Origin of the sequence: Mycoplasmopsis fermentans PG18 (assembly GCF_000209735.1) — a bacterium.
Classification (GTDB): domain Bacteria; phylum Bacillota_I; class Bacilli_A; order Mycoplasmatales; family Metamycoplasmataceae; genus Mycoplasmopsis; species Mycoplasmopsis fermentans.
In genome coordinates this window covers 579,829-597,957 of record NC_021002.1, presented here as the reverse complement: position 1 = coordinate 597,957, position 18,129 = coordinate 579,829, and the positions used below count along the sequence as shown (strand labels likewise).

The following is an 18,129-nucleotide window of genomic DNA, read 5'->3' as shown; positions in this document are numbered from 1 at the left end:
TGATATTCTTTTTTTATTTCAATTCTTCAAATAAATTTGCGCATTTATTTAAACCATAAAAACGCATTGCATCTAAGCCATCTTCTAAGTTTAAGTTCAATAGGTAATCAGAAATGTTTTTATTCATATCAACATTTAAATTTAATTTTGCTAATGCTTTACATAAAAAAGCTTGATCTTTTTCATCTAATAATTTTTCTTTAGTTTTGCCTTTAATTTGATCAATATTTTGATACATGTTTTCAATTGAATCAAAAGTCTGAATTAATTTAATTGCACCTTTGTGTCCAATGCCATTAATTCCTCTTAAATTGTCAGAAGAATCTCCTGCTAAACCTTTATAATCAACTACTTGACTTGGTTTAATACCGTGAATAGTTTCAAAATTGTTAATGTCTTCTAATTCATAAGAAACTTTGAAATTTTCTTTAACTACTTTAATTACACTAGTATTAAGATTAACTAATTGTAAAAGGTCTTTGTCTTTAGAAAAAATTAAATTATTGCAATCTTGATTTTGAGCTAAAGTTGCAATTAAATCATCCGCTTCATCACCAACTTGTTCAAATCATTTGATATTTAATTTTGTCAAAATTTCTTTAATTAAGCTAAATTGTTCAAAAATTATTTCTGGTGCTTTGGTTCTACCTGCTTTATAATCTTTGAATATTTTATGTCTTCTAGTTTCTCCATAAGCATCAAAAGCAATAAATAAATATTTAGGTTTAAAGTATGCTATTAGTTTACTTAAAGTCATAAGAAAAACATGAACACCATTAGTTGTTAAACCTTGTGGTGAACGCATAATATTTTCTAATCTATCCGGATTATATGAAGCATAGAAAGAAGAAAATAATAAATAATTCCCATCTATTAATAAAAAGTTGTCTTTGTTCATTATTGAATTCCTTTTCAGCTAATTAAATTATGTTTGTTGCGACTGAAACTAATTGTAGCTTCAATTATTTGTCCTTTTTTAAGAGGAAGTGAGCTTGCCAATACTTTGTTGTTAACAAAGAAAGTAATTTTAGCTGTACTATCTCTTAATTCTAAAACGCTAAATTCTTTACCTCTTGGTCTTCTTAAATCAGCTACTTCAGCAGCAACAGAAACAGGAATTGAAGAGGTTATTGTATTTAATTTATTTTTGTATTTTGCTTCATAAATTGAAGTACTAAAAGCATTGTATAATTCACCTAAAAGAGCTATTTCATAGTCCATTTCGTAATTTATGTCACGTTCATTTTCTTGATCAAAAACTATATCATAGTAACCCATTTTTTGAATATCTTTTAATGCTTCTTTATAAGTTGAATGTGAAGATAAAACCTTAAAAATGTCTTTAATTTGATTATCACAAGATAGTATATATTTCATGTGTCCAAAGTCTCTAAAAGCATTGGCTTTAATTAATATTTCCATAGCAGCATCTTTAATACCTGCAAAACGAAGTCTAAGCATTGTATCAATTAAATTCTTTTGAAATGGTCCATTTTCATTTAAATCAGCCACAATTTTATTAACACCTTCAGCTCCAAAACCTTTAATCATTTCAAAAGGTAAATAAATGCCATCGTTTGTTACTATACATTTATTACTTGAATGCAAAATATTTGGCGAATAAACTGGAAAATTAAGTTTCTTAATTTCAGCTACATATTTATTAATTGTAGCTTGTGCTCCAGCTGCATTTGTAATTAAAGAGCTATAAAATAAGTTAGCATAACGAGCTTTATAGTATGACATTTTCATAGTTAAATATGCATAACTAACAGCATGAGATTTATTAAAACCGTATAGTCCAAATTTTTCAATATTGTTATAAATAGCATTAATAATTTTTTCGTTTATGCCTTTTTTAATGGCATTTTCAAAAAATATGCTTCTATATTTTTTGATATCAACTTCACTTTTTTTGCTAATTGCTTTACGCAATAAATCAGCTTGAGCAAAAGTCATTCCGCCAATACTTTGAGCTATTTGCATAATTTGTTCTTGATAAACTATTATGCCATATGTGTTGGCAACAACTTTGTCATAATCAGGATGTATTTTTTTAATTAATTTTTGATTTTTCTTATTAGTTGCATAGTCATTGATAAAGTCCATAGGTCCAGGTCTAAATAATGAAATAATGGCATATAAATCATCAAAAGAATTCAAGACAACTTTTTGAATTGTCTTCTTCATGCCCGGAGATTCTAATTGAAATATTCCTTCAGTAAAACCTAAGTTGAGCATTGTTAAAGTTTTAGGATCATTTAAAATTTGAGGATCGTTTTTTACTAAATAATCAAATTTTTGGTTTTCTTCTAAACTTTTTTCAATTAGCTGAATTTCAGTTAAAGTTCTTAAACCTAGCAAGTCAATTTTTAAAAGTCCATAACTCTCTATGTAATTCATTGGTACTTGTACCTGTTGGTAATTGTCTAAATTGCTTAAACAAACAGGGACATAATTAAATAATTTGTCCTTAGCAATAATAAAACCTGCTGCATGGAAACTTTGTTGACGAGGTAAGCCTTCGATTTTAAGTGCATGTTTATATAACTCAGGATAATTATCCATTTCAATTTTAAAGTCAATATCATTTTTATAAGCATCAGTTAAGTTATCTGATTTAATAGTTTTACTGATGCGGTTGATGTCAATTAAGCTAATTCCCATAACTCTGCCCATATCTCTAATTGCCATTTTAGCACCAATAGTTTGAAAAGTTGAAATAAGTCCAGTTTTATCTACTCCATATTTTTTTTGTAAATATTCAAAAACTTCAAAACGACGATCATCTTGAATATCTATATCAATGTCAGGCCATGAAACTCTATCAGGGTTTAAAAATCTTTCAAAAAGTAAGTTATATCTTAATGGATTAATTTCAGTTATATTTAAAAGATAAGAAACAAGTGAACCTGCTGCACTACCACGACCAGGTCCTATTGCTATTTTTTGACTTTTAGCTCAGTTAACTAAATCTTGAATAATTAAAAAGTAGTTAATATAACCAAGTTTTTTAATGACATTAAACTCATATTCAAGTCTTTTGTTTCAGTCTGGATAATTTTTTAATTCACTTGCTAGTCTTTTAGCGCCTGCTTTTAAAAGTGAAACAAAAAGCTTTTCATTGGTAGCTTCATCATTATTTTGAAAAGGAGCTAAATGCAAGGCCTTTTTAGGAAAAATAACATTGCATTCATTAATTATTGAATAAATACGGTCAATTATTTCGCTATCTACATTAACTTCATCAAAATAGTTGGCATAGTGTTTAGTTTCTTCTAAATTGCCTAATTTTTGTAAGTAATTTAGAGTTTCATTATCACTAGCTTCAAAAAGTTTATTTTCTTTTATTAATATAGAGTTAGGTAATGAAGCATCTGAAGAATTAATATAGTAGTTTTTACTTGCACTATATTTATTATCTTTAGTTTGAGCATAGTAACCATACCTTGGATGATCTAAAACTATTAAATTGGGATTTCATAATTCACTAATTTCAATAGCTTTATTAATACTTTTTTGATAAATTAGTTGATTAATTTTTTGGTAACCTTGGTAGTTTTTCGCTAAGACTATGAAGCGATAATTGTCTACATCTAAGTCCACTCCAATGATACCTTTGATATCATATTTTAAGCATGCTTCCATAAAAGCACCTAAACCGAACATATTGTTTCGGTCACTTAAAACTACTGCAGGAAGATTGTGTTCTTTTGATAATCTAACTAAATCATCTATTCTAATTAAAGAATCTAAAAAAGTGTATTCACTTGTATTGTATAAATTGACGTATTTTTTCATATTTTAATTATATTTATTTAATTAATAAAGCTAAGTAAAAGAATTATTTTTATATTTAGTTGTTAAAATAGTAAAATTATTATATACATTTCGGAGGTGTATTATGGCAAAAAAGATGAGTAAAGGTGCTATTATTGGTATATCAGTAGGAGCTACAATTTTAGTAGCTAGCACAGTAACCGCTGCTCTTGTGTGTACATTGCATGGAAAAACTGTTTATAAAATTGAATACTCTAAGTATAAAAGAGCTAGAGAAAAAGGCAATATTGGAGACAAAATAGCTTTAGCTACTTTAGAAGGACTTATTGTAACAGGTGAAACAACTTTGAAAGAAATAAATGGAACAAACCAACAATGATTGGATTTAGCTAAATTTGTAAAAGACACTAGAAAAGAAATAATAGGAAATAAATCAAAAGCTGATTTTCAAAAATTAATTGATGATTTTAAAAATTTTTTAAAAAGTTTAAAAGTAAAAAAATAATAGGCTGATAATACCTATTTTTTGTTTGCTTTTAGACATAATTGTTAACTAATTTAGTTAAAACAAAACGAATGTCAACTTTGTTTGTATTTACCTTTGGAGAAAGATAATTTAAGAATACTTTGCTTGTTTCAAAATGAATTTTAGTTGGTTCAATTTTCTTTAAATATTTATTCATTTCTTTTGCGTCTTTAAATTTTAAAAACATTGCATGATTGTCAAATGATTTAAGTGATGTTGATGAAAAATACTCATTAAGTATTAGTTCACGACCTAATAATGTGTTTTTAATTGATTGTGATAAATCAACTATTTTTTTGTCGAAAACAACTTTTTTAATGACCTTTTCGTAAAATAGGTTAAGTGATTTTAAACCAAATTTTGCATTGTTTTCCAAAGCTGTAAAAATGTTTTTGAGTTTTGTTCCTTCATAAATATCAAGCATTCTAATTGAATAATTTAAGAATTCACTACGATCATAAAAAGCTGCAAACATATTTGAAATTAAAAACAACTCAAACACTTCTTTTAGTTTAACAATATTTCATTTCTTTCATTTTGACAAAATAAGTGCTAAGTCACTCAATATGAAATATAAAATAGAATCACTAAGTGTTTCTTCATTATTTACAAATTGTAATAATTTGAAAATGCTTGATGACATTAGTCAATATCTATTAGGTATATTTACACCACGATATTTTTCAACTAAACTAGTTGGTATTAATTTTGCATATTCAATTTCAACTTGGTTATTGTTAATTTGCCCCACAAAAAGATTTTCTTTGTTTATTATTGCTTTATATTCTTTAATTTTGAAAACATGATTTCTAGTCTTTTTGTCTGAACTAATAAAGTGAAGTTTATTTAATTCACGATAAAAGTTTTGATCTAATCACATTAAAGCTGTTGAATCTAATAATGTAATCTTTTCTTTATTAGTAACTGATTGGATAGTTTCTTTCATATTTGTGTCTAAATCAAATATTAATCTTTTTAATTCGTTATATTCTTTTAATTTAAGATTAACTTTTAAATTATTAAGCATATATTTGTAACTCTTCAAATAGTTGTAATCAAATGTTATTAAAAAGTTATAAAGGAAAAATCTCTTCAATATCAAATAAATAGATATTCCAACTACAAAAATACAATACAATGAATACAAAACAACTGTTATTACAAAACTATTACTTTTAATGAAAGGAAGTTTTCAATTATTTAAATAATGAAGTAAAACTCCCATAATAACAGATGATAAAACTAAAAGAAGAGCTATCAACCAATCTAATAGCATCAAATTATGAATTTTGTCTTGTGATCTTTTGTATTTTTCAAAATATGGTTTAAGTTTCTTAATAAAAAGCATATATCCTCGTTTTCTTAATGAAATTATATCAATTTATTATTTAGATAATAAATTCTGCAAAATTTTTCTTAAAAATGAAAAAAGCCCTATAAAACAGGCTTATATGCTCATTAATTCTTTTTCTTTGTTGATTGTCATTTTGTTAATGTGTTCGATTTTTTTATCAACTTCTTTTTGAATTTCATCTAAGTATTTCTTTTCTTGATCTTCTGATAATTCTTCATCAGCCTTGATAGATTTGTTAACATTTTGTCTTGCATTTCTAATTGCAACTTTAGCATTTTCTGTAAATTTTGCAAGACTCTTAACCATATCTTTACGTCTTTCAGTTGTAAGAGGAGGAAAAGTTATTCTAACTTGATTTCCTTCATCAACAGGATTTAAACCTAAGTTAGCATTTAAAATTGTTTTTGCAATTTCATGGTTGCATGAAACGTCAAAAGGTTTAATTAATAATTGTTGTGGTTCTGGTACTGTAATTGAAGCAAGTTCTTCAAGAGGTGTCAAAGTATCATAATAATTAATTCTAACTCCCTTAATTAATTGAGGGTTAGCACGTCCAGTTGAAATTTTTGATAATTCAAAAGCATAATGATTAATTGCTTTTTCAGCCTCATCTAAAAAATCTAATAAATATAAATCTAATTCCATTATTTAATTACCTCTGTGTGTTCAATTTTACCTTCAAGAGCTTTGACAATAGCATTCTTTTCTTTAATGTTGAAAACAATTAAATTAATATTGTTGTCTCTAGCCATACTTGTGGCCGTTAAGTCCATGACTTGTAATTTTTTGTCTAAAATTTCATCATAAGTTACAACATCATATTTCTTGGCATTTGGATTTTTCTTAGGGTCTGAATCATAGATTCCACTAACACCATTTTTACCCATTAAGATAACTTCGGCTTTGATTTCTGAAGCAAATAATGTTGCTGCTGTATCTGTTGTAAAGTAAGGACGGCCTGTACCGCCAACAAAAATAACTACTTCACCTTCTTCAAGGTATTTTAAAGTCTTTTCATTAATATAATTTTCTGCAACTTTTTGATCAATTGCAATTGATGATTGGATTCTAGTTTTTAATCCAACTTTTTCGAATCCACTTTTAAGAGCTAGACCATTCATGATAGTTGCCAACATACCAATGTAGTCTGCTCTATTTCTAGGTATTCCATTCTTTTCAGCAGAAGCACCTCTTCAAAAGTTACCTCCACCAATAACAACACTAACTTGAACACCTTTGTCAATAATTTTTTTAAGCTGTTTAGCAATGTCTTCTACTAAATCATAGTCAATAGCTAAACTTTTTTGTTTATTTACTAAACCTTCACCTGAAAGTTTTACTAATATACGTTTGTATTTCACTTTTTTTCTCCTACAAATTTAACTTTAATTTTTTATATTATAAATTAATATCAAATAATTGTGAGTATTTTTCTTTACAAATATTTTGTAAAAAGCAAAAATACATAAAAAAATATAGAAATTAAAATCTATACTTCTTTTAATCATTTATTTTTTTATTTTATTTTTAAAAATTGACTAAACACAGGAAAATATTCATCATTGATTTTTGCCAATTCGACTGTTTTTCAGTTTAAATCAGAAAAAAATCTAAAATCGTCATGGCAAGAACTCAAGACAATTAATCTTAAAAATCTGTCTTCTTTAATTGTATTAATTAGCTCTATTAAACCTAATATTTTTGACTTACTTCCAAATATTTTTGTTGCTAAATTTATCTTATTTTTTCCTCAAAAAAGCAGTCTATTATGAGTTTTAAAACTATATAAATTTTTGCATTTTTCTTTACTTGTGCCAACAATTAAATCAATATAAATTCTTTTATTTTGGCATTTAAAAAATGGACTTAAATCTTTTTCATTTGTTTCATCATTTGTTAGAAATATTGAATTATTAAAATATTTGAGGTCAAAAAAATCTTTTCACCACAAAGAAATACGAAAGTTATCAGGTGTAACTTTTTCATTTTTAGAGATTACTCTTGCTGTCATTGGGCTTAAAGAATATGGAATTTTGTTAAGTTCTAATAGTTTTTTAAATTCATTTCAAGCAATCCAAAGCTCATCTTTTGTCATAAGAATAATTATAAATAAACTTTGAAAAAAGCATTGTTTTTTTTACATTTACTATATAATAAATTAAATTATAATTTTTATATCAATATTAATTTTAAATATATATTTAAATATATGGAGGAAGCATGGCTAAAAGAAAAGAAACATTTTTCGAACGTTTGACAAGAAAAAATGCCGAACACGAATATAAAAATCAACAAGCAATGCCTAAAAAGAAAAAGCTAAAAGGTATAATCCTTGGAACACTTTTAACATCTGCAATTGCAACAGGTATCATTGTTCCAGTTGTAATTAATTCAACAAAAGTAACATATAAAGACGCACTCAAAGATGAAAGTGCTGTTTTAACATTTACATTACCAGGATCAAAAGAAAAACATTCTATTACAATCAAAGAATTAAAAAATTCAAGTAAAACTGAAGATGCTAAAGATCCAAGTAAATTGTTACAACAAATTAAACGTCTTGCGATGTTTTATCTTTATGATAAAGAAGCAAAAGCCTCAGCTGAATATCAAAGATTATGAAATATGTCACGTGAAGGCAATGAAGAAGAAAATACTTCATTCAAATTAAAATCAATTGAAGAACTTAAAACAAAAGAAAGAAACAAGATTCTAGATATTCAAGAAAACACCAAAAGAACAGCCGGTTATGATAAATGAGAAGAAAAATTCAACAAAATTTTAGTTTCAAATTACAATGGAGCTAAAAACATTGATGAAGCAGTTGACTATCAAGTTTTTAAAGCTATTGAAAAAGATGCTTTAAGACGTTTTGAACTTTCAACAGTTGATATCAATAAAATAGTAAATCGTAAAGCTAACCAAAAGATCTATGAATTAGATAAAGATGGAAATCCAGATACAAGCAAAGTTTTATTTGACACTGGTCAATTAGTTTTTAACTACTACAAAGAAAACGAAAACTATTTCAAAATTAAAGATGATTACATGTCATTTACAACAAATAGTTATGTTAAAGCATATAAAGATGCATCTGCATTTATTGATGAATACTATAAAAATGATAATCCATATGCATTCACACAATTTACGATTCCAGGTGTTGCACCTACAAAAATAGCTAAAAAAGGCGAAAAAGAATTAGAATGAACAATTGACAGAACAGCTTTAAGAAAATTATTATATTTCTACCCAGCTGATGAAAAACACGGAAAAATTCAATCTTATGAAAAAATCTTTACAGACTTTAAGCCATATTCACATTACTCAAAGATTATCACAGATGCTAACAGTACAACTAATTTGCCTCAAGAAATTGTTGACTATACAACATTTTTAAGTTGAATATCAGCCGACGCTGATGAATACAAAAATAATTTTGGAACTAAGGGAATTCTTTCTCTAACCAATTTATTAAAATCAAATAATGATGAAGTTATTAAAGGTTTAATAACAATGCCAGAATTAGTTTATGGATCAACCTCTGTTCCCGAAATTGATTTAAAAGCATTATTTGAAAGTATTCAATCTAAATTAGAAACACTATTCCCTGAATTAGTTCCATTAAAACCAAATTATGATGCTACAGCTTCATTAGAAGAAAAAACTAAAAAAGTTGGAGATTACAACAAAAAACTTCTTGACATCATGAGAGATTTTGATAACAACAAGAAGAGTGGTTTATATGATGACAAATTAAAAGAAGAAATCATACCACTAATTGCTAAAGCTTTTGAAGGTGCTGACAAAAAAATAAGAACATTCTGAAAAGTTAAAGGTTTAGATAATGCTTACCTTTATTTAAATAGTAAAGGTGCTACAATAGTTTATTGTCAATCATTAACAGATGCTGATCAAGCTAAAAACAGAGCTAAAATGCTTGAAATCTTAAAAAATGATTTTATTTTAAGCAAAAAATACAAATCAATTAATGCAACAAAATACAATGCATTAGATGTAATTTCTAAAAACTTAAAATCAGATTATTATGTAAATAAAGTTTTATTAGAAGATGCTGATTTTGTTAAATATCTCAAAGAACAAGAAAATATTTATGCACTTGATGCACAAGGCAAAGCAGTAAAAGGTGTTAAATATTCTGACAAAGATATTGAAGAATTGAAAAAATCGAATGAAATTAAATACAGAATTGATGCTGAACAAAACGCTCTGGATGTTAATAAGAAATTAACAACTTGAATTAAAGAACGCGCTAAAAATGAAAAAGATAAAGACTTGTTATTTGAAGGCGGTTACAAAGTATACTTTACAAACAATAACAACAGCAAAAAAGATGAAGTAACAAAAATTATTAGTGAAAAAATTAAACAAATTTTGAAAGTTTTTAACTAGGAAGGAGAGTGCATAATGAAAAATAAAAAATTATTATTTTCTTTAGGAAGCATTAGCACTTTAGCAGCCTTCCCTATAGCCGCTGTTAGTTGTGGTCGTGTTGTTGAAACTCCAGCTAAAAAAATTCAAGATGATTTCTTAAAAGCTGGCGGCAGAAAAGAAGAAATCAAAAACATTTGAAGACAAATAACAATTGCTTCTTTATATAAGATAAACGTAACTAATTCATATAACACTGATAACTCTGAATACATAAAAACATTTAATGATACTAATTCACAACTTTATAAAGATTCTTTAGAAATTTTTAAAGTTTATGCTGAAGATAAAGTTTTCAAAAATGGAGCTGATGGTTATTACTTTTATGAAAAATCATTAGATTGAAAGAAAAAAAATTACTTTACTAAAGATCAAGAATCAAAAATATCAAATTTATTAAAAGTTGGCGAAATTCCTAATGAAGAAATTTTTAGAATTTTTTGAAATGCTGAAAAAACAGGAATTAGAGCCGAAATTCAAAAAATACTTTTAGTCCTAAAGTACTTTGAAATAAGTAATAAAGAACAATTAGCCAAACTTGATGACAAATTTAAATACAATTCATCATTCTTAAAATACGAATTAGAAAACTATAATTTAACTAGATATGCAGTTCAAAAGAAACCTGTTCAACTTTGAAAGAAAACTGCAAAAACTAAAATTACATCTGAAGAAGATTTCTTTGTTACTCAATTAAAAACAATTAAAAGTATTGACACATTTAATACCTTCATGAAAGGTTCGGAAGATGAAAGTAAAAAAATAAGTGACATTGAAAAAATTACTGATAATGCATACGAAAGTCAATTATTAGGCTATCAAGGTATTAACTTAAACTTCAGTAATTACAACTTGAAATGAGATGAAAAGAATTTACAAAATGCTGAAGCTAACAAACTTTATGGTTTCTATACACCTATTGAAGATAGACTAATTTTACAAGATGATGAATTATTTAAAAAAGGTTACAGTCCATATAAAGGCTCAAAATCAGACAAAGAAATTGTTGCTGCTTACTTAAACCAAATTGCCCCTATTGGACAACCTGAAGTTGAATTACCAAAAGAATCAAATGAAAAAGAAACTGAAAAAGTTAAACTTCTTTCATTCAAAGGCACAATCTTCCAAAATCATCTTAAAAAATTAGCGATCTTATTTGCTTTAAAAGATTCTTCATTAGTTGATACAGCAGAAACTGCATTCACTAAATTAGGTTACAAACTTAAAGTAGAAAATGATGCATTAAAAGAAGTACTTAAGGGTGAAAAATTTGTTGAAGGCGAAAAAGACAAAGACTCTAACAAAAAATAAGGAGTCAATTATGCAAAACATATTTCAATTAATAATTAACAAAAAAGCAGAAGCAAATATTATCTTTGAAGATGATAAATGTATAGCTTTTTATGACAAATTCCCAATTCAACCCGGACATTTCTTAGTGGTTCCAAAAAAACACAGTAAAAACATTACTGAAGCAGATGATGAAACAGCTGCACATTTAATAAATGTTGCTCGTAAACTTGGAAAAAAACATGTATTAGATAAGAAAATTGCAGGCTTCAAAATAATAATTAATACAGGCGAAGCTGCTGATCAAACAATTTTCCATACACACGTACACGTAATTCCATATCGTGAAAAAGCACAAGATAACTAAAAAGATGGCTTAATAAAAAAGTCATTTTTTATTTTTTAGTTTTTAACTAAACAAAGTATGCTAAATTATTTAATTTTATAAAAGCTATATGCAAAAGTGTATTTTTGACTTTTTGTACTATAAATAAGTAAAAAAATATAAAATAATAAAAAATATAGTATGATTATTATGCTATAAATCAAGAAAGGAAGATTATGACCAAAAAAGAATTTGTACAAAAAATTGCTGAAATGTTAGAAGTTCCAGTTAGAGTAGCAGATCAATACTTTGATGCATTTCTATTCGTTTTAAAAGAACAACTTATAGCTGAAGATAAAGTTCAACTTTCAGATTTAGGAACCTTCGAAACAAAAATTAGAAGAGGACGTGAAACAATTAATCCATTTACAAATGAACCAATTCAAGTGCCTGAAAAACGTGTTGTAAAATTCACACCTTCAAAATACTTAAGAGATATTGTAAACTTCTAATATCAACAATCACTAATAAAAATTTTGAACATAGGGCAAAAAGTCGATTATACCTGGAAAGGTTAATTCGATTCTAAAACCTATGTTTTTTATTTCTTCATAAGAAATAGATTTATTCATATGCTGAATTAACTCACTTGCTTTAACAAGATAAAACTCATCACAAAAACTAAAAAATATAATAAAGAAAGCTAATCCACTATTACTTTCAATATCCAATAAATACTTAATTTGGTGCCGAGCAATATTATTTGCTGGCAATCTTTTTTCATTTGTGCTTTTTGCTTCAAAAGCAACAAAAAATCCTTTATAGCAACCGATGTAATCAACTGTGCTCTTCTTTAATATATAAGCCTCATCCAATTTCAAATTATCATTTTTAACCTTCTTAAACTTAACAGGTAAAGACTTCTTTTCAATATAAGCTAATTTATTTTTGGCATAGTAATCAATTGTTTTATTAATTATTTTTTCTAATAACATTCCTCTATTTTTTTGCATGAAACACCTCAAATTAAAATTAACTTTTTTATGAAAAACATATCAAAAATGGAAAAATTTAGGAAAAATAGACTTAAAATACCAAATTTTTCCTAGAATCAACCAAAAATTAAAAAAAGCTAAAGTATAAAATGGAATGAAATATAGAAAGATAATATTAGGAACTTTGTTAGCAGGCACAATTGTAATTTCAACAAGTACAATTGCTTTTAATATTCAAAGAACCAAGGTTGCAAAGGTTAAAAGCAATGATCCTGCATCAATAGGATCAAAATTTTGTATCAAAGTATCCGGTGCAGTTGCCTTTGCTAAAAATTATTATTTCGAAAAGCCTATTTATTTAAAAGAATTATTAGATATGGCTCAACCTTATGAAAATGCAGACTTAAGCAAAATTGACTTAAAAAAAGAATTAAAAGAAAATCTTAATATTTACATTCCATATCAAAAAACTAATAACCCTTTTTTGTATTGAAATAACTTAAGTAAAGAACATTTTAAATTGTTAGTGGATTTTGGCATTAAAAAATCAATAGTTAACAAGATTTTAGATTTAAGAGAAAAGAAAAATCAAATAACATGGAACGACTTAGAAAATATTTCGGGAGTTGGCAAGGTAACCTTAAAGAAATTACAAGGAATTTTAATTCTGTAAGTCTTTTTCTTTTTAGTTTACTCTCACCTGTTTTATTACACTTAGTAATAAATGCTCAAGAAACCAAAATATTTTGAATACTATTATTTTTAATTTATGTTACTTTCTTAGCTTTAATTAAGCCTAAATATTTAATTTTAGTAGCCATGCTTTTGACTTTATATTTAAGTTATTTTTTATCTAAAACAAAAATTTATTATGAAAAAGGTATTTATAAAATTGAAGGATCGATAAGCGTCCTAAGCAAAAAATATTTAGTTATATCAAATGAAAATAATAATATTTTAATTTACACAAGTGATTTAAAAAATAGCACTCCTTTAAGTCTAGGGGACCAAGTAGAAATTCAAGGTGAATTAAATCCTATTGAAATAGACAATAGTAAAATAGCAACATTTTATTTGCAAAATAATATAAATTATTTGCTAAAAAAAACAGTCATTTTAACTGTTATTAAACCAGAATTTTCTGTTGAAGAAAAAATAATGAATTATTCAAAAAATCATGGTGAATTATTTGATTCATATTGAAGGTTGTTAGTTTTTGGATCCTATGATTCAAAAGAATTAGTATTGAATAAAGTTAATAGACTTAATATTGTTCATTTAATTGTTATTTCAGGTTTGCATTTTGACTTATTATTCTATTTAATTTTGTTGATACTAAAACCTTTGGATAAAATTAAAATCAAAAGTAAATATGTGGCTTTTGCCCTCATATTCTATTATTTAACATTACTTGCTAATCCTGTTTCTGCTTTAAGAGCTTATATTATGCAAGTTGTTAAAAATTCAAATAATCCTTTTAGTTATAACAACAAATTTAAAAAATATGATGGTCTAGTAATTTCAATTTTAGTTTTATTTTTACTTAAAAATAATTACTTGTTTTCTTTATCATTTATTCTTAGTTTTTCATCAACTTTTACAATTATGTTATTAGTGCCAATGGTCAAAAGTAAAAAATTAAACAACTTTTTAAAAACATTAATTTTGATGACTTTAATATATCTTTTTAATATTCCAATGCTTTTATATATTAATGAATATTGAAATTACTTCGGATTATTACTAGGAATAATTATGGCTCCATTATTTCAATTTTTTCACTTGTGTTCTTTATTATTTTGATGAAGTCCAACAATGCTGAGTTGAATGTATTACTTGTTAGATAATTTGTTATATTACTTAGTTGAATACACTTTTGCTTTAAAAATAAATATAAGTATCAATTGATGAATATTAATCTTTTGAAGTAGCTTTTGATATTTAACAATCTTTTTTATGAAGCTAAAATCTAATATAAAAATTTGAAAAATAAAAACAGCCTAAGCTGTTAAGGGTCATCACTGATGAAATGGCGTACCCAGCAGGAGTCGAACCCGCAACCTTCAGGGCCGTAACCTGACACTCTGTCCAGTTGAGCTATGGGTACAAAATGGAGACACCAACGGGATTCGAACCCGTAATCAGAGTTTTGCAGACTCATGCCTTGGCCATTTGGCTATGGTGTCATCTGCAAATAATTATATAATATACGACTAAAACTAATTATACAATTATATTTTTTTATTTAAAGAAAAAAATAATTACTATTTTTGTCAATTAAAACTGCAAATTCTCCATTAATAAATTTAATATTTTTTGCTTTTTAATAATACCACAAAAAATATTTATTTTGTATTTTATTTATAGACTTGGTATTTTAAGCCTTAAAATTGTTTTTCAATTTTGATAAAACAACTATAAAACAAACTTTTAGTTATATTTTTTAACAAAATCTAAAAGTAATTCAGGTTTCTTGTTTTTATATAAAATATCAATTATGCTTTTTAAAAATACAATTTTAAGATCTTTATTTTTCTTTAGAATATTAGCTAATATTTTAGCAGCATGATATCCTTCAATAGTTTTCTTATTATTTTTTAAAGTTGCTTCCAAGCCAAATTCTGCAACTTGTCTACCAAAAGAAAAGTTACGGCTTTTTGTACTTGAACAAGTTAAAAAGATATCGCCAATTCCTGCTAATTCAAATCCCATATTGTCATTTGATTCAGGAAATATTCTCTTGTAAACCATGTGAATTTCTTTAACACCAATTGAAAGCAAGGCCGCCATTGTATTTCGATATGGTCTTAAATAATCAATCATTCCAATTCCAATAGCTAGAACATTTTTTAGAGCAGCAAACAATTCTGAACCGTGTTCATTTTCATTAACAACAAGTCTAAAAGTGTCATTATTAAATAATTCAGAAACTTTTTTTAAAAATCTTGTTTTTGGACCAACAACATTAATCATGGTTAAAACATTTTCAAAAACTTCAACAGCAAAAGAAGGACCAATTAAAGTACAATAATTTTTTAAATTATTCGCAAATTGTTTGTTTAAAACTTCTGAAAAAAATTCATTTGTTTTTTCATCAATACCTTTTGCAACATTAATAACATTTATTTTTTTATTTTTGATTGTTTCCTTTATTTGTTCTAACACAGAAGTAATTGCACTTGAAGGTACAGCTAAAATTAAATAATCAAATTCTTTTAAAGCTTCATTTAAGTCCAAAGTAGCTTTTACATTAAAAGGATTATTAAATAAAGCATCTTTAAAATATTTACTATTATTTCCTTTGTTAATTGAATCTACTTCACTTGAATCAATTCCTCACATTAAAACCTTGTTATTATTTTTACTTAAAACAGTTGCGAGTGCTGAAGCTCAGGCACCTGTTCCGATAATTGTTACTTTTTTCATAATGCTCCTAAATTATTTAACTATTATTGTGTCATCATCATTTTTGTTATTAGAATTTTTATCACTGTAATCTTTTTTGCGTTTAAAAGCAATTGTACAATATGCTTTATAGTATTTAATAGCTTTTTCTTTTTGATCACTTTCATAATACTTGATGGCTTTCATTATTAAAATTCAACCAGATAATTGCAAAGTTCCAAATAATGTGAACACTGTGAAACATAAGAAAATTGCAACTTGTGCGCCAACATTAAAATAACCAAAGCCAAAAACCATTGAAAGTGTAAATCAAACCGCAAAAAGTCCAAAAGCAATAAGATAGCAAAGCGTTACTAAAATAATTATGAACTTTTTGGCATTTTTATAAGCTTGTGCTTCTTCATGATAGTTTTTACAAACAACAATTAATTCTTTTTCATATTCTAAATCTAAGTCCATAAATCTCCTAATTTTCTAAGCAATCGTATAAAGCTAATATAGTTTTTAAATCTAATTCTTGAATTCTAGTTAATTCTTTTAAATTTAATTTATTATATGCAATTTTAATTTTATCATTACTATATTTTGTAGCTAAAGCAAATGATAATTTTTTTCTTCTAGCTAAAAAACATAATTTGAAAAAGTCTTTTAAATTTTCATAATTATCATTTGCTTCATTTTTAAAAGTAATAGAAACAATAGCAGAATCAACTTTAGGAACTGGATCAAAATAAGTCTTCTTAACAAATAATTCTTTTTTAACATCAGCACAATATTGAACTGTTATTGAAAGTTTGCTGTAATCATTTTGATTAGGTTTAGCCACTAATCTTTGAGCCACTTCATTTTGAACCATAAGAATAGCTTTTTTAAAATTGTGTCGATAATCTAATAGTTTAAAAATAATATCACTAGTTATGTAATAAGGAATATTCCCAACAACAACATAGCTTTTATATTTTTTCAAATCAGCTATTAAAAAATCTCCTTGGACAATTTGATTTTGATTTAAGATATTATTTTTTTGTAAATAATCAACCATATCTTGATCTATTTCAAAAGCAGTAAATTCTTTTGCTTGTTGATTTAAAATTTTAGTTAAAGCACCTCTTCCGGGGCCTATTTCTAAAATCTTTTCACCTTGTGGTTTAATCAATTCAATTATTTTGTTAATAACATTTTGATCTTTTAAAAAATTTTGACCATATCTTTTTTTGGCTTTTAATTTATTTTCTTGAAACATTTATCTTAAATAAATCCTTTGCATTTTTTAAAATCTGGTCAGTAAATTTTTCAATTGGTATTTTTTTAATACCTGCAATAAAGTGAGTTGTTTGAATTACATAATTTGGATAATTTAATTCACCTCTTTTGTGAGCTGGAGAAAGAAAAGGAGCATCAGTTTCAGTTAATATTCTATCAATTGGCAATCAATCTAAAACTTCAATAGTTTCAGTTCCATTTTTATAAGTTGCCACTCCGCTAAAAGAAAAGTAACAACCTAATTCGTAAAACTTTTTGGCTCAATATAAGTTACCACTATATGTATGAATCATAAAAACAACATCTTTATAATATTGTTTAATAATTTCGTACAAATCTTCATATGCATCACGCATGTGAATTACTACTGGTAAATTGTGTTTTTTAGCTACTTGAATTTGAGCATGCAATGATTCAATTTGAATATCTTTCTTTTCTGGTGTATAAAAGTAATCTAAACCAATTTCGCCAATTGCAACAACAGAATCATCTAATTGCTTTTCAATAATTTCGCCGTCAACCTTTCCATGACATTCATTTGGATGAATTCCAATAACAGGAAAAGTATATGAAAAGTTTTTGGCAATTTTAATAACTTCTTCATTTTCTTGTTCATTACATCCGGTAATTAATAAAGCTACTAAACCTTTAGCATGAGCTCTTTCAATTACATGATAATTGTCATCATAGTATTCTTTTAATGGATGAGTATGAGCATCAATATATTTTATTGACATAG

The 18,129-nt window shown here is 25.9% G+C and carries 18 protein-coding genes and 2 tRNA genes; 7 read left to right on the top strand and 13 right to left on the bottom strand.

The window, feature by feature from the left end; all coding sequences use genetic code 4:
• Window positions 1–13: 13 nt before the first annotated feature.
• Entirely contained in the window at window positions 14–898 is an 885-nt protein-coding gene (locus MBIO_RS02765) for a 5'-3' exonuclease (protein WP_041594226.1), read from the bottom strand.
• Window positions 898–3,801, bottom strand: a complete 2,904-nt coding sequence (gene dnaE / locus MBIO_RS02760; protein ID WP_013527107.1) for a DNA polymerase III subunit alpha — start codon at window positions 3,799–3,801, stop codon at window positions 898–900. Before dnaE ends, MBIO_RS02765 begins: the two co-directional genes overlap by 1 nt.
• A 103-nt stretch (window positions 3,802–3,904) precedes the next feature.
• On the opposite strand from dnaE, the gene MBIO_RS02755 reads away from it, so the two are divergent.
• Entirely contained in the window at window positions 3,905–4,285 is a 381-nt protein-coding gene (locus tag MBIO_RS02755) for a hypothetical protein (RefSeq protein ID WP_041594225.1), read from the top strand.
• Between the two features lie 31 nt (window positions 4,286–4,316).
• Here MBIO_RS02755 and MBIO_RS02750 read toward each other — a convergent pair whose 3' ends face one another.
• From MBIO_RS02750 to MBIO_RS02735, 4 genes are all read right to left on the bottom strand, one after another.
• Window positions 4,317–5,654 (bottom strand): MAG4530 family protein, encoded by a 1,338-nt coding sequence (locus MBIO_RS02750; protein ID WP_013354915.1) that lies wholly within the window; start codon window positions 5,652–5,654, stop codon window positions 4,317–4,319.
• A gap of 99 nt (window positions 5,655–5,753) precedes the next feature.
• The gene (frr, locus tag MBIO_RS02745; protein ID WP_013354916.1) at window positions 5,754–6,305 is read right to left on the bottom strand and encodes a ribosome recycling factor; all 552 of its coding nucleotides are present in this window, start codon (window positions 6,303–6,305) and stop codon (window positions 5,754–5,756) included.
• Window positions 6,305–7,021, bottom strand: a complete 717-nt coding sequence (pyrH, locus tag MBIO_RS02740; RefSeq protein ID WP_013354917.1) for a UMP kinase — start codon at window positions 7,019–7,021, stop codon at window positions 6,305–6,307. The genes frr and pyrH overlap by 1 nt, the downstream gene beginning before the upstream one ends.
• A gap of 155 nt (window positions 7,022–7,176) precedes the next feature.
• The gene (locus tag MBIO_RS02735) at window positions 7,177–7,755 is read right to left on the bottom strand and encodes a hypothetical protein (protein ID WP_013354918.1); all 579 of its coding nucleotides are present in this window, start codon (window positions 7,753–7,755) and stop codon (window positions 7,177–7,179) included.
• Between the two features lie 125 nt (window positions 7,756–7,880).
• Here MBIO_RS02735 and MBIO_RS02730 point away from each other — a divergent pair, with 125 nt between their 5' ends.
• The 4 genes from MBIO_RS02730 to MBIO_RS02715 all read left to right on the top strand — a co-directional run bounded on the left by MBIO_RS02730 (window position 7,881) and on the right by MBIO_RS02715 (window position 12,239).
• The gene (locus tag MBIO_RS02730; protein WP_013527109.1) at window positions 7,881–10,073 is read left to right on the top strand and encodes a HinT-interacting membrane complex protein P80; all 2,193 of its coding nucleotides are present in this window, start codon (window positions 7,881–7,883) and stop codon (window positions 10,071–10,073) included.
• Window positions 10,074–10,088: 15 nt separating this feature from the next.
• Window positions 10,089–11,423 carry a HinT-interacting membrane complex lipoprotein P60 gene (locus tag MBIO_RS02725; RefSeq protein ID WP_013527110.1) on the top strand — a complete coding sequence of 445 codons (1,335 nt, stop codon included), beginning with the start codon at window positions 10,089–10,091 and terminating at the stop codon, window positions 11,421–11,423.
• Between the two features lie 10 nt (window positions 11,424–11,433).
• Window positions 11,434–11,769: a histidine triad protein HinT gene (gene hinT, locus MBIO_RS02720; RefSeq protein ID WP_013527111.1), complete on the top strand. Its 336-nt coding sequence runs from the start codon at window positions 11,434–11,436 to the stop codon at window positions 11,767–11,769.
• 173 nt (window positions 11,770–11,942) lie between these two features.
• Window positions 11,943–12,239, top strand: a complete 297-nt coding sequence (locus MBIO_RS02715) for an HU family DNA-binding protein (RefSeq protein ID WP_015511021.1) — start codon at window positions 11,943–11,945, stop codon at window positions 12,237–12,239.
• A gap of 12 nt (window positions 12,240–12,251) precedes the next feature.
• Here MBIO_RS02715 and recU read toward each other — a convergent pair whose 3' ends face one another.
• Window positions 12,252–12,740 (bottom strand): Holliday junction resolvase RecU, encoded by a 489-nt coding sequence (gene recU / locus MBIO_RS02710; protein WP_041594224.1) that lies wholly within the window; start codon window positions 12,738–12,740, stop codon window positions 12,252–12,254.
• A 136-nt stretch (window positions 12,741–12,876) separates the two neighbouring features.
• On the opposite strand from recU, the gene MBIO_RS02705 reads away from it, so the two are divergent.
• Window positions 12,877–13,395, top strand: a complete 519-nt coding sequence (locus tag MBIO_RS02705) for an MAG0490 family ComEA-like DNA-binding protein (RefSeq protein ID WP_013527114.1) — start codon at window positions 12,877–12,879, stop codon at window positions 13,393–13,395.
• Window positions 13,320–14,726, top strand: coding sequence for an MAG0480 family ComEC-like protein (locus MBIO_RS02700; RefSeq protein ID WP_015511019.1), 1,407 nt, complete (start codon window positions 13,320–13,322; stop codon window positions 14,724–14,726). Before MBIO_RS02705 ends, MBIO_RS02700 begins: the two co-directional genes overlap by 76 nt.
• A 26-nt stretch (window positions 14,727–14,752) precedes the next feature.
• Here MBIO_RS02700 and MBIO_RS02695 read toward each other — a convergent pair.
• From MBIO_RS02695 to MBIO_RS02670, 6 genes are all read right to left on the bottom strand, one after another.
• Window positions 14,753–14,829, bottom strand: a tRNA-Arg gene (locus tag MBIO_RS02695).
• 4 nt (window positions 14,830–14,833) lie between these two features.
• Window positions 14,834–14,908, bottom strand: a tRNA-Cys gene (locus tag MBIO_RS02690).
• Between the two features lie 244 nt (window positions 14,909–15,152).
• Entirely contained in the window at window positions 15,153–16,148 is a 996-nt protein-coding gene (locus tag MBIO_RS02685; protein WP_013527116.1) for an NAD(P)H-dependent glycerol-3-phosphate dehydrogenase, read from the bottom strand.
• 12 nt (window positions 16,149–16,160) lie between these two features.
• Window positions 16,161–16,586 carry an ABC-2 family transporter permease gene (locus MBIO_RS02680; protein ID WP_013354927.1) on the bottom strand — a complete coding sequence of 142 codons (426 nt, stop codon included), beginning with the start codon at window positions 16,584–16,586 and terminating at the stop codon, window positions 16,161–16,163.
• 7 nt (window positions 16,587–16,593) lie between these two features.
• Complete coding sequence (gene rsmA / locus MBIO_RS02675) at window positions 16,594–17,370, bottom strand: 16S rRNA (adenine(1518)-N(6)/adenine(1519)-N(6))-dimethyltransferase RsmA (protein WP_013527117.1); 777 nt, start codon at window positions 17,368–17,370, stop codon at window positions 16,594–16,596.
• Window positions 17,354–18,127, bottom strand: coding sequence for a TatD family hydrolase (locus MBIO_RS02670; RefSeq protein WP_013354929.1), 774 nt, complete (start codon window positions 18,125–18,127; stop codon window positions 17,354–17,356). Before MBIO_RS02670 ends, rsmA begins: the two co-directional genes overlap by 17 nt.
• Between the last annotated feature and the right edge of the window lie 2 nt (window positions 18,128–18,129).